20 protein-coding genes and 1 pseudogene are annotated in these 26,509 nt (G+C 62.0%); 4 read left to right on the top strand and 17 right to left on the bottom strand.

Going from position 1 to position 26,509, the window contains the following annotated elements; all coding sequences use genetic code 11:
* Window positions 1–18 precede the first annotated feature (18 nt).
* From AC54AG_RS21910 to pilM, 5 genes and pseudogenes are all read right to left on the bottom strand, one after another.
* Entirely contained in the window at window positions 19–2,238 is a 2,220-nt protein-coding gene (locus AC54AG_RS21910; RefSeq protein WP_496631561.1) for an Ig-like domain-containing protein, read from the bottom strand.
* 70 nt (window positions 2,239–2,308) lie between these two features.
* Window positions 2,309–3,634, bottom strand: a pseudogene (locus AC54AG_RS21905) (type IV pilus secretin PilQ); the annotation flags it as partial.
* A 92-nt stretch (window positions 3,635–3,726) separates the two neighbouring features.
* On the bottom strand, window positions 3,727–4,758 hold the full coding sequence (locus AC54AG_RS21900) for a pilus assembly protein PilP (protein ID WP_496631560.1): 1,032 nt from the start codon (window positions 4,756–4,758) through the stop codon (window positions 3,727–3,729).
* Between the two features lie 15 nt (window positions 4,759–4,773).
* A complete protein-coding gene (locus AC54AG_RS21895; RefSeq protein WP_331778458.1) occupies window positions 4,774–5,334 on the bottom strand; it encodes a PilN domain-containing protein in 561 nt (186 codons plus the stop codon).
* Entirely contained in the window at window positions 5,331–5,963 is a 633-nt protein-coding gene (pilM, locus tag AC54AG_RS21890; RefSeq protein ID WP_070305287.1) for a pilus assembly protein PilM, read from the bottom strand. The genes AC54AG_RS21895 and pilM overlap by 4 nt, the downstream gene beginning before the upstream one ends.
* 303 nt (window positions 5,964–6,266) lie before the next feature.
* On the opposite strand from pilM, the gene AC54AG_RS21885 reads away from it, so the two are divergent.
* Window positions 6,267–8,612, top strand: coding sequence for a penicillin-binding protein 1A (locus AC54AG_RS21885; RefSeq protein WP_034753639.1), 2,346 nt, complete (start codon window positions 6,267–6,269; stop codon window positions 8,610–8,612).
* A 66-nt stretch (window positions 8,613–8,678) separates the two neighbouring features.
* Here the strand turns inward: AC54AG_RS21885 and cyaY are convergent, their stop codons facing one another.
* Window positions 8,679–9,008 carry an iron donor protein CyaY gene (cyaY, locus tag AC54AG_RS21880; protein ID WP_035824041.1) on the bottom strand — a complete coding sequence of 110 codons (330 nt, stop codon included), beginning with the start codon at window positions 9,006–9,008 and terminating at the stop codon, window positions 8,679–8,681.
* Window positions 9,009–9,048: 40 nt separating this feature from the next.
* Here cyaY and lptM point away from each other — a divergent pair, with 40 nt between their 5' ends.
* Complete coding sequence (gene lptM / locus AC54AG_RS21875) at window positions 9,049–9,231, top strand: LPS translocon maturation chaperone LptM (protein ID WP_034753244.1); 183 nt, start codon at window positions 9,049–9,051, stop codon at window positions 9,229–9,231.
* Here lptM and msrQ read toward each other — a convergent pair.
* From msrQ to AC54AG_RS21850, 5 genes are all read right to left on the bottom strand, one after another.
* Window positions 9,228–9,881, bottom strand: coding sequence for a protein-methionine-sulfoxide reductase heme-binding subunit MsrQ (gene msrQ / locus AC54AG_RS21870; RefSeq protein WP_331778457.1), 654 nt, complete (start codon window positions 9,879–9,881; stop codon window positions 9,228–9,230). The two genes, lptM and msrQ, sit on opposite strands and share 4 nt — an antisense overlap.
* A gap of 9 nt (window positions 9,882–9,890) precedes the next feature.
* Window positions 9,891–10,868 carry a protein-methionine-sulfoxide reductase catalytic subunit MsrP gene (gene msrP / locus AC54AG_RS21865; protein ID WP_034753241.1) on the bottom strand — a complete coding sequence of 326 codons (978 nt, stop codon included), beginning with the start codon at window positions 10,866–10,868 and terminating at the stop codon, window positions 9,891–9,893.
* A gap of 72 nt (window positions 10,869–10,940) precedes the next feature.
* Window positions 10,941–12,092 (bottom strand): c-type cytochrome biogenesis protein CcsB, encoded by a 1,152-nt coding sequence (ccsB, locus tag AC54AG_RS21860; protein ID WP_034753239.1) that lies wholly within the window; start codon window positions 12,090–12,092, stop codon window positions 10,941–10,943.
* A 64-nt stretch (window positions 12,093–12,156) separates the two neighbouring features.
* A complete protein-coding gene (locus AC54AG_RS21855) occupies window positions 12,157–14,253 on the bottom strand; it encodes a cytochrome c biogenesis protein ResB (protein WP_331778456.1) in 2,097 nt (698 codons plus the stop codon).
* Between the two features lie 185 nt (window positions 14,254–14,438).
* Window positions 14,439–15,110 (bottom strand): c-type cytochrome, encoded by a 672-nt coding sequence (locus tag AC54AG_RS21850; protein ID WP_035824033.1) that lies wholly within the window; start codon window positions 15,108–15,110, stop codon window positions 14,439–14,441.
* A gap of 186 nt (window positions 15,111–15,296) precedes the next feature.
* On the opposite strand from AC54AG_RS21850, the gene yihA reads away from it, so the two are divergent.
* Window positions 15,297–16,040, top strand: a complete 744-nt coding sequence (gene yihA, locus AC54AG_RS21845; RefSeq protein WP_034753234.1) for a ribosome biogenesis GTP-binding protein YihA/YsxC — start codon at window positions 15,297–15,299, stop codon at window positions 16,038–16,040.
* Window positions 16,041–16,116: 76 nt separating this feature from the next.
* Here yihA and AC54AG_RS21840 read toward each other — a convergent pair whose 3' ends face one another.
* The 5 genes from AC54AG_RS21840 to AC54AG_RS21820 all read right to left on the bottom strand — a co-directional run bounded on the left by AC54AG_RS21840 (window position 16,117) and on the right by AC54AG_RS21820 (window position 23,736).
* Window positions 16,117–17,025 (bottom strand): hypothetical protein, encoded by a 909-nt coding sequence (locus tag AC54AG_RS21840; RefSeq protein WP_331778455.1) that lies wholly within the window; start codon window positions 17,023–17,025, stop codon window positions 16,117–16,119.
* Between the two features lie 259 nt (window positions 17,026–17,284).
* A complete protein-coding gene (locus tag AC54AG_RS21835; protein WP_496631559.1) occupies window positions 17,285–20,395 on the bottom strand; it encodes an efflux RND transporter permease subunit in 3,111 nt (1,036 codons plus the stop codon).
* Window positions 20,392–21,564, bottom strand: coding sequence for an efflux RND transporter periplasmic adaptor subunit (locus AC54AG_RS21830; RefSeq protein ID WP_456129469.1), 1,173 nt, complete (start codon window positions 21,562–21,564; stop codon window positions 20,392–20,394). Before AC54AG_RS21830 ends, AC54AG_RS21835 begins: the two co-directional genes overlap by 4 nt.
* 88 nt (window positions 21,565–21,652) lie before the next feature.
* Window positions 21,653–23,011, bottom strand: coding sequence for an ATP-binding protein (locus AC54AG_RS21825; RefSeq protein WP_034753225.1), 1,359 nt, complete (start codon window positions 23,009–23,011; stop codon window positions 21,653–21,655).
* Complete coding sequence (locus tag AC54AG_RS21820; RefSeq protein ID WP_034753223.1) at window positions 23,008–23,736, bottom strand: response regulator; 729 nt, start codon at window positions 23,734–23,736, stop codon at window positions 23,008–23,010. Before AC54AG_RS21820 ends, AC54AG_RS21825 begins: the two co-directional genes overlap by 4 nt.
* A gap of 185 nt (window positions 23,737–23,921) precedes the next feature.
* On the opposite strand from AC54AG_RS21820, the gene AC54AG_RS21815 reads away from it, so the two are divergent.
* Window positions 23,922–24,455 (top strand): Spy/CpxP family protein refolding chaperone, encoded by a 534-nt coding sequence (locus tag AC54AG_RS21815; RefSeq protein ID WP_496631558.1) that lies wholly within the window; start codon window positions 23,922–23,924, stop codon window positions 24,453–24,455.
* Between the two features lie 95 nt (window positions 24,456–24,550).
* Here AC54AG_RS21815 and dsbD read toward each other — a convergent pair whose 3' ends face one another.
* A complete protein-coding gene (dsbD, locus tag AC54AG_RS21810; RefSeq protein ID WP_496631557.1) occupies window positions 24,551–26,497 on the bottom strand; it encodes a protein-disulfide reductase DsbD in 1,947 nt (648 codons plus the stop codon).
* Window positions 26,498–26,509: the final 12 nt, after the last annotated feature.

Here is a 26,509-nt window from a genome sequence, read left to right as displayed (position 1 = left end):
TTGCATGTGCTGCGACAGTTAATTTGGATTACGACAATCAGTGGCTTGCCCATACGGACTAATTACGCCTGGCGGTGAAATATCCACGCGGTTAAAGTCCGTGGCCAGCCCCGGAAGCAAAGTGTAACCGACATAAGTTGCCTCCGTCCCGGAACTATTGCCGCGAATCGTCAATTCGACGTCCAGCCAGTGGGCCCTGTCACGCGGATAAGTCAGGGTGACGAGCGCCGTTCCCGAGCTGTCGGTCTTGCCGCCGGTCGACAGATTGAGCGGAATGCCCGGGTCCAGACGGCCATTCAGATTGAGGTCGTTATTCGGATTGAAGGTACCGCTGCGGTCCCGGTCTTCATTGTCGCACTTCAACGCGGCCGCCACCACCCACGACTGGGCAGCCTGAGAGTATTGCAGATAACCCTTGTAATAATAGCGTGGCCAGGCGGCTGCCGTGATGATCACGTCCGGCACGGGGTTGCCGGCGGCGTCCGTCACAAACACGCTATACGTCTTGCGGTAGGTGCTGCTGTCGGAGGCGTCGAGCGCATTGCCGCTGCCGGCGCTGATGAACAGCGATTTTTTCGTCACCGTCAGCTTGACCGTGGCCGCATTGCTCGACACACCCTGCAGTTGCGCTTTGACAACGACGCCATCGACACCGGTGGTGCCCTGCCCCGCGATGTAGCTGACCGTGGCCACGCCATCGCTGTCGGTGGCAACCAGCGAAGGCGAGCTCAGAGAACCATTGCTGGCGTCGGTCTGGATCGAGAAGCTCACCTGTGCATTCTTGACCAGGTTGTTTTCCGCCATGCCATCGCGCACGATGGCGCGCAAGGCGCTGCGCTGCGCTGTGCTGCCGGCCGTATTGGCGCCGATGACCGCCGGGTCGGCTTGCAGGCTGATCGTGGCCTGGGCCGTCAGTGGTGCAACGAACTCCACTTCCGACTGTACCGAGGCGCCGCTGTCTTCGTACTTCGCCGTGAGGGCGGTCAGGCCGGCGCCGCTGGCCTGTACGTAAGCGATGGCATTGCCGCCCACCAGCGCCAGCGGCGCCTGCAATGGCGTGCCGCAGGCGGCGTCCTGGTAGATGGCGCCGCGCGACGTGCTGAAACGCACATTGCCCGTTTGTGGCACGCCAGCCACATCGCTATGCACCGTCACCGCATAGCAGGTGTTCGTGTTCAAGGTCGCCAAGGCAACATTGCCTCCCGACACGGCATTGATCGTGAAGTTCGATGCATTGATTGCAATTGGCAAGACGACGCTGTCACCCTGCGCCTTGACGCTGATGCTGTCGCTGCTGCCCGCCTGGGCGTTGTAGCTCAACACCAGCTGGCCGTTGTTGTCCGTCAGCGCGGGACTGGCGCCGCCGCCCTTGACCGTGATGGCATTGCTGCGGGCGCTGAAGGTCACCGGTTTGCCAACGAGGGGATTGCCGCTCGAATCGACCAGCTTGACCACCATGTCGGTGCTCGTCTTCAGGTTCACCGTTGAAAAGGCACTGATGACCAGCCGGGTGCCGCTGACGCCGATGTCCGTGCTGGCCGTCTGCGCGCCTGCGCTGGCCGTGACCTTGATCGTGCGCAAGCTGGCGTCGCCCCCCGTATTCAGGCTGACCAGCGCCTGTCCCTGCGCATTAGTATTGACCTTTGTCGCACCCAGCGCGCCCGAATCGGCACTGAATGTCACGCTGGCATTGGGCACGACGGCATTGTTGGCGTCTTTGACAAAGGCGATCATGTTGACGGCGATACCGCCCGACGACGCCAGAGTGCCGCCGGAAGAGGTCAGCAGCAAGCTGGCAATACCCGAGGTGACAGGCACCACTTTCACCACCACGGGGGCCGACTCGACGCCGCCGCTGCTGGCCTTGATGGTAATGTCGCGCAAGCTCGCATCGCCCTTCACGCTGAGTTTTTCCGTCACCGTGCCATTCGCATCCGTCACGCGGTTGGTGTTGCTGATGGTGCCAGAACTGGCGGTGAAGGTCACCGTCTGGCCAGTCATGGCATTATTGCCGGGATTTTTCACCACTGCCGTCAGCACGACTTCCGTCCCGTCCGCGCCCGATGCCACAATCGTTGTTGCGCCAGCCACCAGTACCACGCTGCCGACACCGGCATTCGCGCCATCCTTGACACCCAGGGTCGGGTCGCCGCCACCGCCGCCACACGCGGCCAGCAAGGCGCCCAGCGCCAGCAAGACCAGCCAGTTCGATACCCGACTCCAATAAGTGTTGCCCAAAGATACATTCCGCATAGTCGCCATCAGTCCGCTTTCGTTTGCATTGTTACTTAAACGTAAAGATGTGACATTAACGTGTTGCTGGCCGATCTGCCACTATTTTCGGCGTAATAAACACCATTAGTTCCGTTTTTTCTTGACTGCGGCCCGTGCTACGGAAAAAAACACCGAGCACGGGAATGTCGCCAAGAATCGGCACCTTGCTGTCCGTGCCCCGTTCGGATTGCTGATAAATACCGCCCAGCACCACCGTGCCGCCATCTTCCACCATCACTTGCGTGCGCACGTGCTTGGTGTCGATGGCGAAGCCGGAACGGGTTTCCTGGCCCACGCTATCCTTGTTGACGTCCACTTCCAGCACCACATTGCCGTCCGGCGTGATCTGTGGCGTCACTTCCAGGCGCAAATTCGCCTTGCGGAACGTGATCGACGTGGCGCCGCTGCTGGTGGCCACCTGGTAGGGCAGCTCAATGCCCTGCTCGATCAGCGCCAGCACCTTGTCGGCCGTCACCACGCGGGGGCTGGAAATGATCTTGCCCCGGCCGTCCGCTTCCAGCGCGGACAATTCCAGGTTCAAGAAGCGGTTGGCGGCCGCCGAAAACAGGCTCAGGGCGAAGCTGGCCGGCTGCAAGCCATTGATGCTGGCGGCCGGCAAATTGACGAATTGCGTGTTCGGCACGAAGGCGCCGCTGCCGGCCACCGTTTGCCCCGTCGCCTCGCCCACGCCCTGGTAGCTGCCGCCGACAGCCGCGCGGCGTCCGCTGCCGCCCAGGGAAAAGCCTGGCAGCTGGCCTGCCGCCAGGCGCTGGTCCGTAAAACCCAGGCGCGCGCCCAGGTTGCGGCTGAAACTGTCGTTCGCCTCGACGATGCGCGCCTCGATCATCACTTGTCGCGTTGCAATATCCGTCTTCGCGATCAGCTGGCGGATCTGTTCCAGGCGCGCCGGCACGTCGGTGACGAACAGCTGATTCGTGCGCGGCTCGATCAGCACGCTGCCACGGCGCGACAGCAGCCGGCTGCGCCCTTCCCCCGCGTCCAGGCCGAACACGGTGCGGAACGCTTCGGCCTTCTGGTAATTGAGCTGGAAGATGGCTGACTGCAACGGTTCGAGTTCCGCGATCTGCGCGCGCTGTTCCAGTTCCAGCTTTTCGCGCGCAAGGATTTCCTCGCGCGGCGCGATCCACAGCACGTTGCCGTTGCGCCGCATGTCCAGGCCCTTGGCCTGCAGCAGCACGTCGAGCGCCTGGTCCCACGGCAAGTCGCGCAAGCGCACGGTCACATTGCCCGCCACGCTGTCGCTGGCGATGATGTTTTGCCCCGACGCATCGGCCAGGATGTGCAGGGCCGCGCGCACGCCCACGTTCTGGAAATCGACGGAGATTTTGTCGCCCGCATACAGGCGCGGCGCCGACACCTGCACCACGGCTTCCTGGGCAAGGCCGCCGGCATGCAGGCACAGCATCACGGCCAGGAGCATGCGGTGCGGCCTCATGGCGCCGCCTCGGGCAGGCTGGCCTTCGGAGCAGCCCCCGCCACCTGCAAGGCCAGGCTGCCGCGCCGCTCGCGCCACCCGCCTCCCCCATCCTGCAGCAGCTCCTTGTATTGCAGCGCCTGTTCACTGATTTGCGTGACCTGGCCGTGGTCCGGTCCCAGATATTGGCCCACCGCCACCCGGTACACGCGCTGGCCCGCCAGCAGCAATGCGCTCAGGCGCCCATCCTGTTGCACGCTGCCAACCATGCTGATGGCCGGCAAGGCCACGCTTTCCAGCGGTTCGCGCATTCGCCGCAGGTCGGGCCCCGCCACGCCACCCTGCTGACTGGGCGCGGGCGGCAAGGCGTTAAAAGGATCAGCCAGGGCGGCGGCCTCGTAGGGATGCGGCGCGACAGCGGCAAGCGGACGCCAAGTTGGTGTCACTACGGGCGCGCCCGCCTTGGGTGCCAATACCGCTTGCGCCGCCAGTTCCCCCGCTTCGGGCAAGCGATACGCTTGCAACACGGCATCGAGGGTCAGCAAGCGGTCCTTGCCGAGGGTCAGGGCCAGCGCATGCACGGTGACGATGCGCGGCAAGCGCGCCAGGTCCGCCAGCAGCGCGCCCATGGCGTGGTAGCCGCCGCGCAACTGTATGGCGATCGGCAAGGCGACATACGGCGCTTGCGGCCGCGCAGCACCCGGCTTGAACAGTGAAAATTGCAGGCCGCGCGCCTGGCCGGCGGCGTTAATGTCCGTCAACAGCGCCGCCATTGCTTGCTGGTCCGGCAATTGCTGTTCCAGCAGGGCCAGTTCGGCGCCGGCCTGGCCCTGCTCTGCACGCCACTGCGGCAACTGCTTCGCCCTGGCCTGCGCCGCCAGATAATCGGTGCGCAAGCGGCCCTCCTCGCCTTGCGCCGCCTGCACGGCGGCCATCATTCCAGCCAGCCACACGGCGTGCAGCAGCGCGGCCACCAGCGCACCGGCCAGGGCGGCGCAAGCGAGGCGCGCCGGTAACGGCCACAGCGATGCGGTCTTCAAGCTCAGCATGATCAACCTCCACGATTAAGATTGCCCAGCGGGTGCCAAAGCCAGCCGTATCGTCCATTCCACGGCGCCATCGGCCGCGCCGCGCACTTCCAGCACTTCAGGGCGGGACCAGGGCGCGGCCTGCTCCAGCGCCAACAGCAATGCCGCGACCTTGTCCTGCGACACGGCCTGCCCTTGCAGGCGCACCATCGCCGTTTCCTGGCGCACACTGTGCAAGGCCACGCCAGTCGGCATCGCCCGGGCCAGAGCCGCCAGCATGCGCACCCAGGCATGGCGTTGCTCTTGCAAACTGGCAATGGCCTGCTGGCGCTGCAGCAGCGCCGCCGTCTCGCCCTGCACCCGCTTGCCCGCGGCAAGGACGACATTGACTTGCTGCATGCGATGTTGCCAGTCCTCCTGGCGGCGCAGCTGTGCGTCGAGCTGCTGTTGCAGCCAGGCGCCTGCCGCCAGGGCCAGCAGCAATCCCATCAGCGCCCCGCCGGCCAGTTGCCACAGCAGCCACTGAATGCGCTTGCGGCGCGCCGCCTGGCGATATGGCAAAAGGTTGATACACGGCACTTTCGCCACGGTCTTCATCGGGCGTACCGGTGCATGGCCAGGCCCCAGGCCAACTGGTACGCCACGCCGCCGTCGGACAAGGCTTGCCAGCCGCCCTGTGCGAGCGCCGCCTGCAAGGCCAGCGCCTCGCTATCCATGATGACCGGCGTCAACCCGGCCGCCTTGGCCGCATCGAGACGGTGCTGCACGCTGGCACGCCGCGCCGCCACCAGCAGCACGTCGATCTCGCTGCCTGCCTGGCCGGCAAGCGGCGGCGCGGGGCCGAGCATGACAAAATCCAGACTGGCGTCTTCCAGCGGAAACGGCATGTATTGCGCCGCTTCCAGTTCCACGAGGATTTCCAGCTGCTCCTCCGGCAATCCGGCAGGCAGGCGGATCGCATGCGTGATCAGGGCCGTGGCCGGCATGGCCAGCGCCACGCGGGTGCAGCCGCTGCCACTGTCGCGATAAGCCTGACGCACGGCATCGGCCAGGCCCTGCAGATCTTCGATATTGCCTTCAAACATCACTCCTGCGGCCAGCGCAGAACTGCCGTAATGCCGGCACGACAGTTTCCCCCGCCGGCGCCTCAACTCGACCACGCGTACGGCATCGTCCGCCATGTCGACGCCCAGCAAGCCGGTGCCAAGAAAACTGCTGATGGACATGTTTTTCATAGAGAAAAGTCAGCGTGGAAGGAGGTCCTGCCACCCGAAAGCCTAGTCCCGGCAGCGCTGGCTTGTAAATGGATTTCACGCTGGAGTCTGCGGCGCGCGGCGCCTATCTGGCAGGGCCGTGATCTGGCGCAGGATAATTGTTACCAAATCCTGGTTGCCAGCGGGCCAATACACGCTTATATAGAGTATCGGCAAGTTTCGACTGTCTCCCCCGGCAAGCGCCACAGCGCGCTGCCACCCCGGCAAGCTCGCTTATAATTGACCGGCATAAATTTACTGAAAGACATGACACGCATGACATCTTCAAAATCCGCTGGCAACGCTGGCTCGAAACCGCCCCAGAAGGGCAGCAAACCCAAACGCTTTTTGCTGATGGCCCTGGTATCGTTCCTGGGCCTGGGCGTCGTCGGCGTGCTGCTGGTGGTATTCGGCCTGGCCATGGCGTATCCGAACCTGCCGGCGCTCGATACCCTGACCGATTACAAGCCGAAAATGCCGCTGCGCATTTTCACCTCCGACAGCGTGCTGATCGGCGAGTTCGGTGAAGAGCGGCGCAACATGGTGCACATCAAGGATATTCCCGATGTCATGAAGAAAGCCGTGCTGGCCATCGAAGATGACCGCTTCTATGAACATGGCGGCGTCGATTACCTGGGCATCACGCGCGCGGCCCTGCACAACCTGACGGGTGGCGCCAAGCAAGGCGCCTCGACCATCACGCAGCAGGTGGCACGCAATTTCTTCCTGTCCAGCGAACAGACCTTGAAACGCAAGGCGTATGAAGTCTTGCTGGCCTGGAAGATCGAGAAAAACCTCAGCAAGGACCAGATCCTGGAAGTGTATATGAACCAGATTTATCTGGGTCAGCGCGCCTACGGCTTCGCCTCGGCCGCGCAAATCTATTTCGGCAAGAATATCCAGGACCTGACCGTGGCCGAAGCGGCCATGCTGGCCGGCTTGCCGAAGGCGCCGTCGGCCTACAACCCCGTCGTCAATCCGAAACGCGCGCGCATGCGCCAGCAATACATTCTGCAGCGCATGGCGCAGCTGGGCTACATCACGCCAGAGCAATACACGGAAGCCAAGAATGAAGAGCTGAAAGTGAAAACCGACAGCAGCGCCTTTGGCGTGCATGCAGAATACGTGTCGGAAATGGCGCGCCAGCTCGTCTACGAGCAATTCAAGGAAGACACCTATACGCGCGGCCTGAACGTCTATACCACCATTACCAAGGCCGACCAAGATGCCGCCTACATCGCCTTGCGCAAGGGCGTGATGGATTACGAAAAACGCCACGGCTACCGCGGCCCGGAAGCGTATATCGAAATTCCGAAAACCAAGGCCGAAGCGGACGATGCGATCGAAACGGAACTGGCCGACCATCCGGACAGCGACGACATCATCGCCGCCATGGTGCTGCAGGCGTCACCCAAATCGCTGCAGGCCGTCACCTCGGCCGGCGAGGAAATCACCATTACCGGCCCCGGCCTGACCTTCGGCGCGGCCTGGCTGTCGGAAAAAGCGGCGCCGAACCGCCGCATCAAGCGCGGCGCCGTGATCCGCGTCATGCAAGAAGGCAATGCCTGGGTCTTGACGCAGATGCCGGAAGTGCAATCGGCGTTCGTCTCGGCCAGCACCACCGACGGCGCCATCCGCGCCATGGTGGGCGGTTTCGATTACAACCGCAACAAGTTCAACCACGTCACGCAGGCATGGCGCCAGCCAGGTTCGGCCTTCAAGCCCTTCATCTATTCCGCGTCGCTGGAACGGGGCCTGTCGCCGGCCACCATCATCAACGATGCGCCGATCTCGTTCGACGCGGGCCAGACGGGCGGCCAGGCGTGGGAACCGAAGAACTACGACAGTAAATACGATGGCCCGATGACCATGCGCAAGGGCTTGATGAAATCGAAAAACATGATTTCCATCCGCATCCTGCACAAGATCGGCGCCAAGTATGGCCAGGAATACGCGACGCGCTTCGGCTTTGACGCGGACAAAAACCCGCCATACCTGACCCTGGCCCTGGGCGCCGGCAACGTGACGCCGCTGCAGATGGCGGGCGCCTATGCCGTGTTCGCCAATGGCGGCTACAAGGTCAACCCGTACCTGATCGCCAAGGTCACCGATAGCGATGGCAATGTGTTGTCGCAAGCCAAGCCGGACCTCGCGGGCGAGGAAGCCAACCGGGTCATCGACGAGCGCAATGCCTTCATGATGAACAGCATGCTCAATGACGTCGTGCGCTTCGGCACGGCCAATAAAGCCATGGCCTTGAAGCGTCCCGACCTGGCCGGCAAGACGGGCACGACCAACGATTCCATCGATGCGTGGTTTGCCGGCTACCAGGCCAAGCTGGTCGGTATCGCCTGGATCGGCTACGACCAGCCGCGCAACCTGGGCAACCGCGAAACGGGCGGCGGCCTGGCCTTGCCGATCTGGATCAGCTACATGGCGAAAGCTCTGAAAAGCATTCCCGTCGAGGAACGCGCCGTGCCGGAAGGCCTGATCCACGTGGGCGACGAGTACTACTATGCGGAAAATCCACCGGGCACGGGCGTAGGCAGCCTGGAAGGCGCGGCGCGCGGCACGCCGGAGGAAGAGAAAGCGAAAGAAGCCGTGAAGAACGAGTTGTTTTAAACGGTAATCATGCAAAAAGGGCAGCCTGCAAAGGCTGCCCTTTTTTTATTGCCACGGCAGTCAGAGTTACTTCAGGACCACCGGCGCGCCCGCCTGCTCGCTGGCCATGGCCGACAGGGCCGCGAACAGTTCGGAGCCGTCGCGCGTGTTGATCCACTCGTCGCCCACGCGCTTGTAGTGGAAACCGCCGGAACGGGCGGCCACCCACATTTCGCGCATGGGGGCCTGGCTGTTGACGATGATTTTCGTGCCGTTATCGATGAACTCGATTTCCAGCACATTGCCGCTACGGCTGCATTCGACGTCGAGCACGTCTTCATCGTTCAGCCGGTCCAGCGCCGCCTCGATCTGGGTCAGGGTGGCTTCGGCCAGGGCCAGGAATTCCGATTCGCTCATGCTACACTCCAAAGATCTTAATCAAACCGTGATTCTAATCGTGAAGTCATCCTCAGCGTTTTATATCGGCACCGCCATTGTGGTTTCTAGCGTCCTGGCCGGCTGCGGCCAGACCGGCCCCCTGTACCTGCCCAAGCCACCCGCGGCCAAAGGCGCGCCAGCCAAAGGCCCCGTCGAACCGGCGCCCGTGCCGCCGCCACCGGTGATCGTGCCGGCAACCTAAGCCGAGCGTACCGGGGTGGCAGCCTTGGCCGCCCTGGCGCTTTTCTCCCGCTTGCTCCAGGCGAAATAAACGCGGATTAACAGCAGTAGCGCGACGATGCTGCCGAACAGGATCGGTTGCGCGAAATTATTCTTGCCCGCCTTCATCCACCAGAAGTGCAAGATGCCCAGCGGCGCGATGATGTAGATCAGCCGGTGCAGCCACTGCCAGCGCTTGCCACCCAGTCGTTTGACCATGCCGTTCGTGCTCGTCACGGCCAGCGGAATGAGCAGCACGAAAGCGATAAAGCCTACCGTGATGAACGGGCGCTTGAGCACGTCCTTCCACATTTCCTGCACATCGAAAAAGTGATCGAACCATAAAAAGGTGGTGAAGTGCAGCGCCGCGTAGAAAAAGGCGAACAGGCCCAGCATGCGCCGCAGCTTGATCAGCCAATTCCACTGCGTGATACGGCGCAAGGGCGTCACCGCCAGGCTGATGCACAGGAAATATAGGGTCCAGTCGCCCGTGCCGCGCGTGATGAATTCCAGCGGCTCCACCAACTGCCCCGTGTACGTCAGCCAGACCATGCGTGCAAACGGCAGCAGCGCCAGCAAAAAGATCAGGCTTTTCAGCAGCGACAACTGCCTGGCTGTGGGATTGAGGGCCATGGTCTTTCCTTAAAAGAATTTCTTCAGGTCCATGCCCGCGTACAAGGAAGCGACATCGTTGTAGCCGTTGAACATCAGGGTCTTGCGCTTGCGCGCGAGAAAACCGTCTTCGCCGATGCGCCGCTCGGAAGCTTGCGACCAGCGCGGATGATCGACGTTCGGATTCACGTTCGAGTAAAAACCGTATTCGGACGGCGCCGACAGGTTCCAGGACGTGCGCGGCTGTTCCTTGACGAAGCGGATCTTGACGATGGATTTGGCTGACTTGAAACCATATTTCCACGGCAAGACCATGCGCACGGGCGCACCGTTCTGGTTCGGCAAGGTTTCGCCATACATGCCCAAGGTCAGCAGCGCCAGCGGATGGTTCGCTTCATCGATGCGCAAGCCTTCCGTATACGGCCACTGCAGCACGCGGCTGCCCACGCCCGGCATCTGTTTCTTGTCGGCCAGGGTGATGAATTCCACGTATTTGGCATTGCCCGTCGGCTCGACCTTCTTGATGATTTCCGAGAAGGAGTAACCGACCCAAGGGATGACCATCGACCAGCCTTCCACGCAGCGCAGCCGGTAGACGCGCTCTTCCAGCGGCGCCAGCTTCAGCAGCGCGTCGAGGTCCAGGGTCATCGGCTTCTTGACTTCGCCTTCGATGCTGACCGTCCACGGCCGTGTGCGCAGGGTGCCCGCGTTTTGCGCCGGATCGCTCTTGTCCGTGCCGAATTCGTAGAAATTGTTGTAGCTGGTGGCGTCTTTATAGGCCGTCTGCTTGTCCAGCGCGGAATAGGCAGGATTGAGCTTGGCAGCCAGCTTGGGATTGGTGCCTTGCGCGAACGCTTCGCGGCTGGCCATTTCCAGCAAGGCCGCACTGGACACGGAGCCCAGCGCCACTTGCTTGATGAAGCTGCGGCGCGATTCGAATACGGCGCGCGGCGTGATTTCGGAAGAATACGGCAACTCAATGCCGTTGGGACTGCGCTTGATCAACATGGCGGCTCCGGAAAAAGGTGATTGGATATACCTTACACCAGTTTTTCCGGGCCGTTCATGACGCTTCTGTCATTAAAGTTTGCCGTAAGAATGCAGGCCGGAGAGGAACATGTTGACGCCCAGGAAAGCAAACGTCGTCACCAGCAAACCTACCAGCGCCCACCACGAGGCGACGCGGCCGCGCAAGCCCGTCATCAGGCGCATGTGCAGCCAGGCTGCATAGTTGAGCCAGACGATCAGCGCCCACGTTTCTTTCGGATCCCACGACCAGTAGCCGCCCCATGCTTCGGCCGCCCACAGGGCGCCCAGGATGGTCGCTACCGTAAAGAAAGCGAAGCCGACGGAAATAGCCTTGTACATGACGTCGTCGAGCACTTCCAGCGACGGCAGGCGGTCGACCAGGTAGCCGCTCGACTTGAGCAGGTAGGCCGCAGCCACCATGGCCGACAGGGCGAAGGTGCCGTAGCCGATGAAGTTGGCCGGCACGTGGATTTTCATCCACCAGCTTTGCAGGGCCGGCACCAGCGGCTGGATTTCGGCCGCGTCGCGCGTGACCGTGTACCACATCAGGAACACGACGGCCGCCGAAATGACCAGCATGACGAAGGCGCCCAGCTGGCGCGTCGCGTAATGCTGCTCGTAGTACAGGTAGAACATGGCCGTGATCAGGGAAAACAGGATGAACACTTCATACAGGTTCGATACGGGGATGTGGCCCACGTCGGCGCCGATCAGGTAAGACTCGTACCAGCGCACCAGCATGCCCGTCAGGCCCAGCACGACGCCGGCCCAGCACAGCAGGGAACCGACGGACGAGCCGAATTCCGAGCGCGCCACCAGGCCGATCCAGTAGAACAGGGTCGACAGCACGAAAAGCGTGCCCATCCACAGGATGGCGGACTGGCTCGACAAGATGTATTTCAGGAAGAATTTCTGGTTCGCCATCTCCAGGTGGCCCGCATACAGCTCGATGGCGAACAGCGACAGCACGGCCGCCACGGGGATCAGCCAGCGCACGGGCTTCCAGTACCACCCCAGCCACGCGAACGTGGGCGCCGCGGCCAGCAGGATGGCTTTTTCATAGATATCCATGAAGGCGCCAAAACGCATCAGGCCGAACAGGGAGGCGGCCAGCAAGCCGGCGCCATACAGCCAATCGATCAGGCTCAGGCGCTTGAAAAATCCTGGTTCCTGCGTATATATTTGCTTGTTTGCCAATTCCATCATTTTCTCCATTCCCGGCGGCGCTGCAGCGTCCCGAAACTCAGCCAATCCAACTCAGCGCAGCTTACGCCGATTGCGGCAGCTTTGCCTTCAAGTTCTCAAATTCTTTTTCAAAATCCAGGGTCTTGCGTTGCGTGCTCATGGCCATCAAGGCCTCGCTGCCGCCCTCGCCATCCTTGATCCACACCCACAGGCGGCGCTCGCGGATATAGAACATGGAAAATACGCCGATCACGAGGAACAGACAACCGAGGTAGACGACGCTCTTGCCTGGCGAACGCGTCACTTGCAGCACGGATGCCTTGATTTCCGTGAAGTCGTCGAGTTGCAGATACACGGGCGCGCCATAGAAGAAGCTGTCGGACAGCGCATTCGTCGCCAGTTGCAGGAAACGGCCATGCTTGTCATCGGCCTCGATGGCTTTCAAGCCGTCCTGGGCACGCGCCGCCTGCCACAAGTCCCACAGGCTGCCATTCAAGATTTTCATGAAGATGTCGGCCGCTTTTTCTTGCTCAGCGGCAGGAATTTTCTCCAGGAAACGCGAAATGGCGAGGAAACCGCCCTCTTGCCCATTGCCGGCAAAGATGCCGAGGCTTTTCGCGGCCGATTCCTGCAACTGGCCGCGCAAGGCTTCCGCGCCCGCCTGTGGCATGGCGCGCGCCGCATAGCGCGTGGCCGCCTGCTGGCGCAGCGCCGGATCTTGCAGCGCGGCACGCAAGCGCATCCATTCGTTCACGCTGTAATTGTCATCGGCGGGAATGCGCAGATAGCTGAACGGGTCGCTGGGGTTGACGCGCATGCCGGCCAGGAACACCGTCGTGCCATCGACCGTGACGGGCTGCATGTAGTTCTGGTACTCGCGCGCCTGGCCTGTCTTGTCGCGCAATTTGTATTGCACCGAGGGGCCGACGTTCTTGAGATCCTTGTTGTTCGCGTTCTTCGCGGCCGAGCCGAGGCGCTTGTCCAGGCCGACGGAGAATTTCTCGTTGAAACTTTCCGCCTTGCTGACGGCGCGCACATCCTGGCCCGCGCTGAGGTTTTCCACGTTGAACGGACGGAAACCCGACCATTCCACTGTGTAGGAATTGCCATCGCTGCGCTCGAGCGGCGTGCTGCCGCCCACTTCGCCGCCGATATCGAAACGTTTCGTCGTCTTGCCCGTCATGGGAAAACCCGTCAACTTGAGCTTGCTGCCGCCATCTTCAAAGCTGGACTGGTACAGGGCCAGGCCCTTGTACAGCAGCGGCTGGTTGACTTTGATGGTCGCTGGGAAACTTTTCCCTGTTTCATGATCGGTGACGACCACATCGCTGGCGAACAGCTTGGGCATGCCCGTGCTGTAGAAATCGATGTGGAATTTTTTCAGCAGGATGGTGATGGGCAGATCCTGGATCAGCACGCCGTCGGCCTGGGGAATGATGGCCGTGTTGCTCGACGAACCTTCCGGAATCATGGTATTGCCGCGGAACGTAGGATTCGACAGGCTCAAACGGTGCTGGGCGGGAATGTCGGCGATCACGCCGCTGCCGGCAAATGGCGTCTTGCCGAAGAACCACTGTTGCACACGGATCGGCATTTCCGAGTCGAGCAAGCCGCCCACGCAGATGATGACGATGGCGCCGTGGGCAAAGATATAGCCCCATTTATTGGCCGCGCCACGCTTGGCCGCCACCAGGGTGGCGTTGTCCTTCTCGACCACCTTGGCCGCATAGCCGGCGTCTTTCAGGCGCATCACCATCTGCTGCGCCAGCACGGCGCGCGGCAGCGGCACCTGCCATTCCAGCTTGTGGTGGAAATTGCGCAACGATTGCTCGCGCACGGTTTCGCGCCAGCTACGCATGTCCTTGAGCATCTTCGGCGCATTGCGCACGATGCACAGCGAGGTCGAGGCGACGAGGAAACCCATGATCACGAGGAACCACCAGGCCGAATACACGGAATACAGGCTCAGCTTGTCGAAAACGGCGAACCAGAACGGACCGAACTGGTTGACATAATTGGGCATGGGCTCGTTTTGCTTGAGCACGGTGCCAATGATCGATGCGACGGCGATCAGGGTCAGCAGGCTGATGGCAAAGCGCATCGACGAGACCAGCTCGACGAATTCAGCCAGGCTGCGGCGTTGGGTCTTTAACTCGATTCCGGTCGTGCCTGTGCTCATACGTGGATACTCATACGGGATATGCAATCTTCAAGAAAATGTAGGCATGGAGCAGAGTGTTTCTCCGCGCAAGGCGGCAGCATACTCCTGTTTGGCCCCTACCATGAAAAAGGGCAGCCCGTTGAGACGGCCGCCCTTGTTCACGCGCGCTGCTGCGCCTGGCAATCTCTTGCCACTATGAAAACTTACTTCAGGCCGGCGATATAATCGGCCACGGCGGCGATCTCGTCATCCGACATGCGGGCGGCGATGGTGTGCATTTCCGCGCTGTTCTTGCGGGCATCGGCCTTGGTGCTGCGGAACATCGTCAACTGGGCCACCGTGTAATCCTGATGCTGGCCGGCGATGCGCGGATACTGGACGGGAATGCCATTGCCCGTCGCGCCATGACAGCTGGCGCAGGCTGCAACTTGCTTGGAAGCAATGCCACCACGGTAGATTTTCTTGCCCAGGTCGATCGTATCCTTGTTTTTCGCGGCGCCCGGCTTGGACAGCTGCGTGCCCAGGTAGGCAGCGATATTCTTCTTGTCGGCGTCGCTGAGCATCTTCGCGTACGTCGTCATGACGGGCTGGTTGCGCTGCGGCGTCGTGAAGTCGACCAATTGCTTGTAGATATAGCTTTCGTGCTGACCGGCCAGCTTCGGATTGACCGTGATGGTCGAATTGCCGGCCGCGCCATGGCAGGAGACGCAGGCAGGCAGGCCGCGCGCCGCATCGCCATCGGCGTACAGGGTAGCGCCCTTGGCAGCGTCAGCCTTGACGGCCGGTTTCGGTGCTTCGACCGCGGAGGCAGTTGCCGATACAGCCAGCAAAGCGAGCAGCATGGATTTGAACAACGGTGAAAACGCACGATTCATTCAGGCACCCTGAGACAGTGAGAAATTAGTGGTGGACATTGCCGCGCCCTGTGGATTTTTGCTTTATTTTCAGGGCCGCAAGCCGCATCGCTGCTACGCCGGCAACAATAAACAACCCCTTATTGTACAATAGCTTCTTGGCGTTATCGCTCCCTTATCGCTCCCTTTTGTTGCTTTACTACTCCCATGTCAAAACTCTGGCAAGCCCGCTTCTTTACGACCGTCAACCAATTGCGTGACCTGCCCGATACCACGGTGCCGGAAATCGCCTTTGCCGGCCGCTCCAATGCCGGTAAATCGACCGCCATCAACATCTTGTGTAATCAGAAAGGCTTGGCGTTCGCCTCCAAGACACCTGGCCGTACCCAGCACATCAACTACTTCTCCATCGGCGGCGCCCACGTGGCGCAGCACCGCAAGGATGCCACCATCGTTGAAGAGATCGAATGCCTGCTGGTCGACTTGCCGGGCTACGGCTATGCGGAAGTATCGGGCTCGGCCAAATTGCACTGGCAGCGCCTGCTGGGTGACTATGTGCAGCGCCGCGAGCAATTGGCAGGTTTGATCCTGATCATGGATTCGCGCCGCCCGTTCACCGACCTGGACATCCAGATGCTGGAATGGTTCGCCCCGACGGGCAAACCGATCCACTGCATCCTGACGAAAGTCGATAAGCTGAACCGCAACGAATCCGTGAATGCCTTGCGCCAGGCGAAAGCCAAGCTCGACAGCTACGTGGATGAAGACGGCGTTGGCTTCCCGTTCACTGTGCAACTGTTCTCGGCTCTGAAAAGAGTCGGCATCGACGAAGCCAATGACAAGATCATGGAACTGGCCGGCATCAGCGAAGACGGCGCGGCCCAGATGGTCGAACTGATCGAGATGGAAGACGACGTCGAGCCGGAAGCGGGAACCGACAAACCGGCTTGATCGAGATCAACGCTGCGTAAAAAAGGCTGCCCGTTCACACGACGCAGCCTTTTTTTATTGCAGCGCGTCCTGGCGCCTAGCGCCGTCCCGGCCCAGAGCGCTTCTCGGAAAAGAATTCCTGGCGCAGGAACGCCGTCAGCTCGGCCGTGTCTTCCACCCTGGCGCTGAGGTTGACGTTACGCCCCAGGCGCCGCGATTCCCACACGAAATCACCAGGTTTTTCGGCACGGATCAGCTGAATCATCTTCTTGATGATGGCCGATTCGATATCGGGTTCATTGCCCAGTTCGACTTTTTCCTGCTTCAGCCAATTGCGCTTGAAGTTGCCATTCCAGCCCTTGAACTTGACTTCCGCGCTGAACGAGGTCTGGTTGACGATGGAAAACACGCCGCCCGAATCCTCGCGGTCGCTGCCCGAATTGCGTCCCTGGGCGCCGGCGATATTCGCCTTGGCCACGCGCATGGCGCGGTCGTTTTCGCTTTCCTCGGCCGGCGGCGTGGGGTTCTGCGCCTCGCGCTGCTTGCGGCGCTGCTCGATCATCGAGCTCATGTCTTCAGCCGGCGGCGGCGGCAACGGCACTTTCGATACCAGCGGCGGCGTGTAGGTTTCCAGTTTCGGCTTGTCGCGCGGCACGTCTTTTGTCACCACGCGCTTGCTCGGGGCCGGCGGCGGTTTCACCTTGGCCACTTTCGTGTCCTTCGGTTTTGGTGTGGGCTTCGGTTGCGGCTTCGGTTGCGGCTTGTCTTTCAGCGGCGCGATGTAGACCATCGCGCTTTCCTTCTTCGGCGGCGGAATCTTTTCGATCGTGTCGCCGCGCAACAGGACATACGCCGCCAGCAGCACGTGCAGCAAGACGGACACGCCGAGCGCCACCTTGCGCGTCGTGCTGGTCCTGGACCCGTAGGCCGGTGGTGGCTGGATCACTTGCCCGCAGGTGGGGCAAACATCGGAATCGGCAGCCAACAAATGGGTCGTGTCATGCAAAATGAATCGTGCTTTCTGTGTAGCGAAGAAATAACATTACAGGGCAGCCATAGTGCCAGAGTCCCTTGCTTTTGGGAACACTTCCTCGGCCTTTCCAACCCGAAGCGTACAGGATAGCGACATTCCTTGCAGCGCTGACCAGAGTACCCGAGCCCTCCCTTGACGGTTGTTACCGTATGTATCACTGCCCATACAAAACCGGCGCCCCATTCACGCAGGAAGGAGACGCCGGTCACGGGTCACGCAAGTGCTCAAGTACTCAAGCCTTGTTGTCGAGCGCCACCAGTTGCTCGTCCGTCATCGGCCCCGTGCCGCTGTACTTGTCCAGGAATAAATAGATGACGGGAGTGATGAACAGGGTAATCACTTGCGAGAACAGCAATCCGCCGACCACGGCTAGGCCCAGCGGCTGGCGCAGCTCGGCGCCGGCGCCCAGGCCCAGGGCGATCGGCAAGGCGCCCATCAGGGCTGCCGCCGTCGTCATCATGATGGGACGGAAACGCAGAATGCACGCCTGGCGGATGGCCTCAGGTGGGCTCATGCCTTCGTTGCGCTGCGCATGCAGGGCGAAGTCGATCATCATGATGGCGTTTTTCTTGACGATACCGATCAGCATCAGGATACCGATGATGGCGATCATGGTCAGGTCCATGCCGAACAGGCGCAGGGTCAGCAGCGCGCCCACGGCCGCCGATGGCAAGCCGGCCAGGATGGTCAGCGGGTGGATATAGCTTTCATACAGCACGCCGAGCAGCACATAGATCACGACCAGCGCGGCAATGATGAGGATGATCTGACTAGCCTGCGAGCTCTGGAACACGGCCGCGTCGCCGCCATAGCGCGTGATGATGGAGGCCGGCAAGCTCATGTCCTTGGCCATCGCGTCGATCTTGCCCGTGGCGATGCCCAGCGGCACGTCCGGCGCCAGGTTGAAGGCGATGGTGACGGCCTGCAACTGTCCCTGGTGGTTGACGGACGTGGGCCCGATCGTGCGTTCCACGTAGGCAATACTTGACAGTTTCACCAGTTCGCCCGTCTTGCTGCGCACGGACACGCGCGTGAGCGCATCGTCATACTGGCGGTCTGCCGTGGCCGCTTCCAGGATCACGTAATAGCTGGCTGCCGACGAATAGATGGTCGACACTTGCCGCTCGCCAAAGGCGCTGTACAGTGCCGTGCGGATATCGGACATTTGCACGCCCAGCAGATTGGCCTTGTCGCGGTCGATCCTCAGCGATGCCTGCAAACCCTTGATCTGCGAATCGCTGGTGACGTCGCGGAAGGCGGGATCCGTGCGCATGCCGGCAATAAACTTTTCCGCCCAGTCATTCAAGGCGTCGGGACTGACGCTTTGCAGGGTGTACTGGTAGCGGCTCTTGCTCTGGCGTCCTCCCAGCTGCAAGTTTTGCACGGGCCGGAAATACACGGCCATGCCCGGCACGGTGCCCGCCGCGCGGCGCAGGTTTTCCAGCACCACGGGCATTTTCGGCCGCTCGCTGCGCGGCTTCAAGACCATGAACATGCGGCCCGTGTTGCCGCCGCCGACGAACGACGTCACGTCCTGCACGCTGGGGTCCGCCTTGAGCACGGCCGCCACGCGCGCCTGCAAATCTTGCAGCGCCGCAGAGGAGATGTCTTCCGACGCTTCCGTATTCACCTGGATCTGGCCCAGGTCTTCCTCGGGGAAGAATCCTTTCGGAATGGTCGCGTACAGCAGCACCGTCAGCGCAAAGGTGCACACGGCAACGAACAGCACCACGTTGCGGTGCGCCAGGGCCTTGTCGAGCAGATGCACATAGCCGTTGCGCAATGCCGTGAAACCCGCTTCGAAATGACGGCCGATAAAGGTTTTCTCGCCATGGCTCGGGTCGCTGTCATTGTGCTCGCGCGAGTCGGCCGGCAGGAAGCGGCTGGCCAGCATCGGCACCAGGGTCAGCGACACAATGGCGGACACCAGCACGGCCAGCGAGACGACGACGGCGAACTCATGGAACAGCAAGCCGATCACGCCCGGCATGAAGAAGATGGGGATGAAGACGGCCACCAGCGAGACGGAAATCGAAATGATGGTAAAGCCCATCTCCTTCGCCCCTTCCAGCGCCGCGCGTATCGGCTTCTTGCCCATCTCGATATGGCGGACGATGTTTTCCAGCACCACGATGGCATCGTCGACGACGAGGCCCACGGCCAGGGTAATGCCCAGCAGGGACACGTTGTCGAGGCTGTAGCCGAGCCAGTACAGCAGGGCCAGCGCGCCGAGCAGCGAGATCGGCATGGTGACGGCCGGAATGAAGGTGGCGGCCGCGCGGTGCAGGAACAAAAAGATCACCAGCACCACCAGCACCACCGTCAGGGCCAGGGTCAGATTCACGTCGTGGATGGCTTCGCGGATCGACAGCGAGCGGTCGTTGACCAGGCTGATCTGTATCGACTGCGGCAATTGCTCCTTGAAGCCCGGCAGCAATCGGCGCACGCCATCGACCACTTGCACGGTGTTGGCGTCCGGTTGGCGCTGCACCATCAGGCTGATCGAGCGCTCGCCATTGAAACTGCCGACGGCCTTGATCGATTGAAAGCTGTCTTCCACCTCGGCCACGTCTTTCAGGCGCACGGGCTGGCCATTGCGGCTGGCGACGATCAGTTCGGCAAAATCAGCCGCTTTCATCATTTGCGGATTGCCCTGGATGGTCAGGGTCTGGCTGGGGCCGTCAAGGATGCCCAGCGGGGAATTCGTGTTCGAGGTGCGCAAGGCAATGGCCAGCTCGTCCATCGTCAAGTTGCGCGCATTCATCAGGTCGGCACGGGCGCGCACGCGCACGGCAAAGCGCTTCTGGCCATTGACGATGACCTGGGCGACGCCGGGCAGGGTCGACAGGCTCGGCGCGATCAGATTTTCCGCATAATCGTTGAGGTCCGACAAGTTCAGCGAGGGCGACGTCATCTGGATGAACAGCACGGGCGCATCGGCCGGATTGACCTTGCGGTAGGACGGCAAGTCCGTCATTTCCGTCGGCAACTGGCGCTGCGCGCGCAGCAGGGCCGCCTGCACGTCGACGGCCGCCTCATTGATATTGATGCTGGCGTCAAACTCCAGGGTCAGCGAGGTATTGCCCAGGGTACTCGTGGACGTGATCAGGCTGAGGCCTGAAATGGTGGAAAATTGTTTTTCCAGCGGCAAGGCCACCGACGAAGCCATGGTTTCCGGGCTGGCACCGGCCAGGTCGGCGCTCACGTTGATGACGGGCGTGTTGTAGCTCGGCAAGGCTGCCACGGGAATTTGCAGGTAGGCCAGCACGCCGGCCAGGATGATGGAGAGGGACAGCAGCACCACCATGACGGGGCGGCGGATGCTCAGTTCGGACAGGTTCATGCTGGCTTGCCCTGTGCTGCGGCGGCGCCATCGGCAGCCTTGTGTTTTTCCGCCAGGCGCACCTTGCTACCCGGACGCAAGTTCTGCTTGCCATCGACGATGACTTTTTCATCGCCGGCCAGGCCGGTGACGACGGCATTCGGTCCAAATGCGTACACGCGGGCAATCTTGCGCATCTTGGCCGTGCTGTCCGCTTCCATCGAGTACACAAACGTGCCGGCGGTACTCGTGATGATGGCGTTTTGCGGGATCACCAGCGCATCCTTGAGGGTGCGCACGGTCAGCTGCGTATTCACGTACTGGCCTGGCCACAAATCGGTGCCGCCATTATTGAAGCGGGCCTTGATCTTGATCACGCCCGTGGCGGGATCGACGGCATTGTCGATAAAGTTCAGCTTGCCATCGAGCTGCTTGCCGCCCGCGTCCGACAGCAGCGCCTTGACCGCCACCTCGCCCGCCTTTTGCGCCGCCAGCAAGCCGGACAAGCTGCTTTCCGGCAAGGTGAAGACCACGTCGATCGGGTCGAGCTGGGTGATGCTGGTCAGCGACGTGGTCGGCTGCACCAGGCTGCCCGCATAGACATTGATGGCGCCCACCCTGCCCGCCTGCGGCGCGCGCAGGACGGTGTAGCTGGAATCGACCTGGGCGGCGCGCAAGGCGGCCTGGTCGGCGGCCAGCAAGGCACGTGCCGCGTCGAGCTGGCTTTGCAGGGTATCGACAGCGCCCTGGGCAATGAAATTCTTGCTCAGCAAATCCTGGTTGCGCTTGAGCTGGCGCTCGAAATCCTGTACCGAGGCGCGGTCGCGCAAGACCTGCGCCTGCGCCTTGTCGACATTCGCATGCTCGCTGCGCGCGTCCAGCGTAAACATCAGCTCGCCCTGCTTGACGAACTGGCCTTCGCGGATATGCACCTTGGTAATCGTGCTGGTCGTCTGCGGGTGCAAGTCGACGCTGCTGATCGGCATCACGCTGCCATTGGCTTGCAGCACCATCGGCACATCCTCCCGCACGGGCGCGACCACGCTCACCGTCGTCGGCGCCTGTCCGCCCTTGCCCCCTTTGCCATCCTGCCCACCGGCCGCCGCGCCGGACGGATGAGTGAAATACCAGATGCCGCCACCGATACACAGGGCCGCAGCCACGAGGATTGCCAGACTAGTCTTTTTCATTGTTCTGTCACGCTGTCGCAGCGCAGGGCTGCAGGTTGAATGTAGTTGCCAGGGAGGCATAAAGCACAATATTGTCGCACGGAAATGCTCACTTTCCTGCGTAATACTCTGGCACGATGAGGGTGACTTCCAGTCCACCGTCGACGTGATTGGACAGCAAAACCGTGGCGCCGTGCTGCTCGGCGATATTGCGCGCGATGGTCAGGCCCAGGCCCGTGCCGCCCGACTCGCGCGAACGCGAGGTCTCGATACGGTAAAACGGTTCGAACACCTTGGCCAGCTGATCTGGCGCAATGCCCGGCCCGCCATCGCGGATGCGGATGCGCGCGGCACCGGGGATGCGCTCGACGGTGACTTGCGCGTACTGGCCATATTTGACGGCATTGTCGATCAGGTTCACCAGGCAGCGCCGCATGGCGATCGGGCGCGCCATCAAGGCCATGCTGGCTTGCCCGGCCAAGGTGACATTCTGGCCGGCATCGGCCGCGTCGGAGCAAACGCTGTCCAACAGGGAATCGAGATCGAGCGCCTGCATCGCTTCCGTGCTGTCCATCGAGCGGGCCAGGTCCAGCCCTTCCTTGACCATGCTTTGCATGGCCGACAGGTCGCCCACGAGGCGGTCATACAATTCCGTATCGGCCACTTTTTCCAGACGCAGGCGCAAGCGCGTGAGCGGCGTTTGCAAGTCATGCGTAATGGCGGCCAGCATCTGTGTACGCTGGGAAATGTGCTGGCGGATGCGCGCCTGCATGGCGTTGAAGGCGGCGCTGGCCTGGCGGATTTCGCTGGCGCCCGACAGGGTCAGCGGCGGATGGTTGATGTCGTTGCCCAGGTCTTTCGCCGCCTGCGCCAGCTGCTTGAGCGGGCGCATGGTCATGCGCGTGACCAGGTAGGCGAGGATGGCAATGCTGATCAGGAAAGGCAGCAAGGTCATCCAGTCGTTATGTTCATTGAATGGCGGCTGCTGGCGCGGCGGCAAGACCATCAGGCGCAGCACGTGGCCATCCTGCATGCGCACGTCGAGGTTTTCGCAGGTGCCGCCCCATGGCTTGGCGGAAAACATGCCCGGTGATTTGCGCGGTTCGATACAGGCGGCCGGGCGTTCGGCCAGCGCGCTGACCTTGAAACCTTCACCCAGTTTGGCTTGCAGGGCGGTGGAAAATTCCGTCGGCTTGCCCGGTACATGCTCGACATCGGGACGCAATTCCAGGCGCACGCTGCCCTTGTTGGCCACCTTCAGGTAGGCGGCGCGCGAGGCCAGCGGCACCACGTCGGCCGCCATCACCAGCTGCTCGGCCCGCTCGACGGCGTGGTAATCGCGGTATTGCTCGATGGCGCGCTGGCGTTCGCCTACGGCCAGCCACTGCGTCAGCGCGGCCGAAGCGACGATGCCGATCAGCAAAAACACGAAGACTCTGCCCGTCATCGAGCCCAGGAAGGCCTTCACGCGTGCGGCTCCACATTGACCTGGCCGGCCAGCACGTAGCCGCCGTTGCGCACGGTCTTGATGATTTGCGGCAAGCGGGCATCTTCGCCGAGTTTTTGCCGCAGGCGGCTGATCTGGATATCGATCGAGCGGTCGAACGGGTCCGCGTCGCGGCCCTGCGTCAGGTTCAGCAGCTGGTCGCGGTTGAGCACGCGGTTCGGGTGCTCGAGGAAGACGCGCAGCAGGCGGAATTCCGCGCCCGACAGCATGATCACCAGGCCGCTGGGATTGAGCAGGTGGCGCGCCGTCAAGTCCAGGGTCCAGCCGGAAAAGCGGATTTGCTGCGCCTTGTCCGACGGCACGTTCGACGGCATGGCATGGCTGCGGCGCAACACGCTGCGTATGCGCGCCAGCAATTCGCGCGGCTCGAACGGTTTCGGCAAATAATCGTCGGCGCCCATTTCCAGGCCCAGGATGCGGTCCAGCGGTTCATTGCGCGCCGTCAGCATGATCACCGGCACCGTCGATTGGGCGCGCAGCTTGCGGCACAAGGTCAGGCCGTCGTCACCGGGCAGGTTCAAGTCGAGCACGATCAAATCGGGCCGCGTTTCATCGAGGATTTTCCACATGGCCGTGCCATCTGCCGCGCCCAGGGTGCGGTAGGCGTTCGTTTCCAGGTAGTCCGCCAGCAGGCTGCGGATATCGCGGTCATCGTCGACGATGAGAATTGTAGAAGTGGGTTCCATGGTACGAATTATCCCCACTTCCCCCGGCCTTGCACAACGCATTTGTATCGTCTTGTATATAGAAGACCCGAAGAAACATATAGATACAAACTGTCTGGCAGCGGACACTTCGGGGAAACATGGCGAGTCCAACATGGATTCATGTGCAGCAACATGTACATCCCTCACTTTACAAAGGAATCCAGATGAACGCCTCAATGAAGACTTTACGCAAGAATTTGATCATCGCCATGAGCGTACTCGGCATGAGTGCGGCATCGCTGACCGTCCACGCCCAGGAAGCGGCCGCCAGCGCGCCTGCCGCCAGCACCAAGATGCAACATGAAGGCCAGCGCGGCCAGCACCGCGGAGGCAATCCCGCCGAACGCATGGCCAAGTACCAGGCTCGCCTGCACGACAAGCTGAAGCTGACGGCCGCCCAGGAACCGGCTTGGGCCACGTTCACGGCCGCCAACGCACCGAAAAAGCCGATGGGCGACTGGAAAGCCAAGCGCGAAGCGATGGCCAAGCTGTCGGCGCCGGAACGCATGGAACAATGGATCGCCATGTCGAAGGAACGCATCGCCGACCAGGAAAGCCGATTGGCCTCGCTGAAAACGTTCTACGCCGTGCTGACGCCGGAGCAAAAGAAATTGTTTGATGACAGCGTGCCTGGCGGCAAAGATGGTGGAATGCGCGGCCACCATCGTGGTCATGGTGCACACCATAAAGCAGGCTGAGCGCAGGTCGGATTAGCGGCGGAACGCCGCGTAATCCGACAACCTTGTTGATGTGTGCGGTGGTGTCGGGTTACGCCCTGACGGGCTAACCCGCCCTACTCCTCCAGCTTGCGCAACGAGGTCAGGAAAGTGGCCGCGTTCTGGAAGCCGATCACGCGCGACTGGGCAATTTCCTGTCCCTGCGGATTGAACATGATGATGCCCGGCGGGCCGAACAGCTGGAAACGTTTCAGCATGGCCTTGTCGTCCGCATCATTGGCCGTCACGTCCACTTGCAGCAACACGGCTTGCCCCATCTTCTCGCGCACGGCGGGGTCGACGAAGGTCAGTTTTTCCATCTCGATGCACGACACGCACCAGTCCGCATAAAAGTCCAGCAAGGCCGGCTTGCCGTTCAGCTGGGCCAACGCCGCATCGAGCTGCGCCAGGGTCTTTACACGCGTAAATGGTTGCGCATGCACCTGACCACCACCGAGGTGCGCCAGAGGCGCCAGCGGGTCGCGGCCACCGCTGGCCACGCCAACCAGTTGCATCGCGCCCAGCACGGCGAACACGAGGCCGAAGGCCTTGGCCACCCAGGCGTTCTTCGCGCCGCTCTTGCCCACCAGCAGATACATGCCATAGCCAACAAACAAGACCGTCCAGCCCAGCATCTGCACGGCGCCCGGCAGCACGGGCGAGACCAGCCACCAGGCCACGCCCAGCTGAAGCACGCCAAAGAAGCGCTTGACGGCATCCATCCACGCGCCGGCGCGCGGCAACAAGGTGCCGGCCGACACACCCACCAGCAGCAGCGGCACGCTCATGCCCACGGCCATGGCGAACAGGGCGCTGCCGCCGATGACGACGTCGCGTGTCTGGCTGATGTACAGCAAGGCGCCGGCCAGCGGCGCGGCCACGCATGGCCCCACGATCAGGGCGGAAATGGCGCCCATGACGAACACGCCCGCCAGGCGGCCCGACGATTGCTGGTTCGACACGGACGTCAGCTTGCCTTGCAGGAAAGCCGGCACTTGCAGCTCATAAAAACCGAACATCGACAGGGCCAGGCCCGCCATCAGCAAGGCAAAGAAACCGAGCACCCACGGGTTTTGCAGTTGCGCGGCCAGGCCTTCGCCCGCCAGACCGGCCGCCACGCCCAGCGCCGTGTAGACGATGGCCATGCCCAACGCGTACGTCAGCGACAGCAGCAAGCCGCGCGAGCGGCTGACCTTGGCGCCATCGCCGATGATGATCGACGACAAGATCGGCACCATCGGCAGCACGCACGGCGTAAAGGCCAGGCCCAGGCCCAGCAACATGAACAGGGGCACGATGACGAGCAGCTTGCCGCCCTTCAGTGCCGCTTCGATCTTGCCCATTTCGCTTTGCGCGGGCGCGGCGCTTGCCGCCACGGGGGCCGCCGCGACCGGCTCGGGCGTGCTGGTAATGTCGGCCTGGGGAATGCTCATCACGGACACGCCAGGCGACGCTTGCGCCTGCGGACCGTTGACGGCCGCCGTGTCGACTGCGGGCGCGGCCGGCAAGGCGAATTTCGATGGCAAGCCGCCCGGCGCCATGCTCTGGCCACCGCCACCGCCCACCAGCTGGGCCGTGGCATCCTGCGGCGCATAACACAGGCCCTTGTCGGAGCAGCCCTGGCCCGTCGCCTTCAGGGTGAACGCGCCGGCCGCTTCCACGGGAATCGTGATGGTCAGCGTCTTGCGGAACGTTTCAACGTTCTTCTGGAAAGTATCGTCAAACTTGACTTTGCCAGCCGGATACACGGGCGTGCCCAGTTTGGCGCCCACAGCCTCGAACTTGAAGCGCTCGTGGTACATATAGTAGCCATCGGCGATCACATAGGTGACGGCGATGGTGGACGGATCCTGCATGCGGGCGGAAAACTTGAAGGCCAGCTCGGGATCGAGGAATTCATCGTCGGCACGGGCATGATTGGCGCCAAAGACGGCCATGGCCAGCAGCAAGCTGGTGGCAAACCACAGCAACAGTTGACGTAGGGGAGCGGCGCGCGCGGTGGCGCTGGAAGGGAAACGGGACATGAACGACCTTTT

The sequence above is a fragment of the Janthinobacterium sp. BCJ23 genome (genome assembly GCF_059617945.1).
Note: the sequence above shows the minus strand (reverse complement) of the source record. Positions and strands in the feature narration are given on the sequence as shown.